The sequence below is a fragment of the Dokdonella fugitiva genome (genome assembly GCF_004342425.1).
GTDB lineage: Bacteria > Pseudomonadota > Gammaproteobacteria > Xanthomonadales > Rhodanobacteraceae > Dokdonella_A > Dokdonella_A fugitiva.
The window spans coordinates 1-1,371 of sequence record NZ_SLWQ01000028.1 but is presented as its reverse complement, the minus strand read 5'-3'; the positions used below and the strand labels follow the sequence as shown (position 1 = coordinate 1,371).

1 protein-coding gene is annotated in these 1,371 nt (G+C 69.7%); it reads right to left on the bottom strand.

Annotated features, from left to right (window positions below; all coding sequences use genetic code 11):
- Positions 1 to 1,371: Ig-like domain-containing protein (locus EV148_RS18595; RefSeq protein WP_199222830.1), on the bottom strand; the 1,371-nt coding region annotated here is incomplete at both ends.

Here is a 1,371-nt window from a genome sequence, read left to right as displayed (position 1 = left end):
CCGTCGTCGGTCGCCTGCACCGTGCCCAGGCTCGTGCCCGCGGTCGCGTCTTCGGCGATCGCGAACACCTGGCCGGCCGGCACCTGCGGCGCCGTGTTCCCGGCACCCGGATCGGTCACCAGCGTATGCACCTCGCCGCTGTTGTTCGCCGTGAACGCATCCGACGCACCGGCCACCGTGCCCTGCGCCACCGCATCGCCCGCCGCGGTCGGCGCCAGCGCGTCGAACACCAGCGATGCAAAGTCCTGGCTCGCCAGTGCCGGATGCGTGCACGTCAGCACGCCCGCCGCTTCGTTGCACGACCAGCCCGCACTCGATGCGCCCAGGTCCACCGCATCGAACGTCGAGCCGCTCGGCAGCGTCACCGTCAACATCATGTCCGACGTGTCCGCATCCGGGCCGGCGTTGAACACGAATGCCTCGTACTGGATCGGCGCACCCGTGTTCACCGGACCCACGGCGCCGTGGAAGTCCAGTTCCAGATCCGCTCCGCTCGTGGCCGCGACCACGTCGATCGTCACCGTCGCCGGCGCCGAGTCCAGCACGCCGTCGTTGGCCACGTACGTGAAGCTGTGCGGCCCCACCGTCGCCGTATCCGCGAACGTGAAGCTGCCGTCGGCGTTCACCTGCGCCGCGTCACCGCCGGTCCACGCATAGCCCAGCGTATCGCCGTCCGGATCGGTCGCACTCAGCGACGCCTGCAGCACGCCTCCCTGCGGCACCGTGAAGTTCAGGTCGTTGGCGGTCGGCGCCGTGTTGCCCGCGCCGTCGACAACGTCGATCGTCACCGTCGCGGTGTTCGATGGCAGCAGGCCGTCGCTCGCCTGGAACGTGAACGTGTGCTGCCCCACCGTCGCCGTGTCGGCGAACGTGAAGTGGCCGTCCGAACCCACGTCCGCATTGCCGGACACCCGCGTGTAGCTCACGCTGTCGCCGTTCGGGTCGAGCGCCTGCAACTGGCCGTGCAGCACGCCGCCTTGCGAGACCTGGAACGTCGCATCGAACGCCACCGGCGCCGTGTTGTCCGTGGCATCGACGACGTTGACCGTCACCGTCGCCACGTTCGACGACAGCACCCCGTCGCCTGCCTTGAACGTGAAGCTGTACTGGCCCACCGTCGCCGTATCGGCGAACGTGAAGTGGCCGTCCGGGTCCACGTCCGCATTGCCGGACGCCAGTGCGAAGACCAATGCATCACCGTTCGCGTCGCTCGCGGCGAGCTGGCCCTGCAGCACGCCGCCGGCCGGCACCTGGAACGCCGCGTCGAACGCCACCGGCGCCACGTTCTCGCCCGGCTCGATCACGTTCGTCACGTTCACCGTCACCGTGCCCGTGCCGCTCAGCGCACCGTCCGACACCTCGATCGTCAGC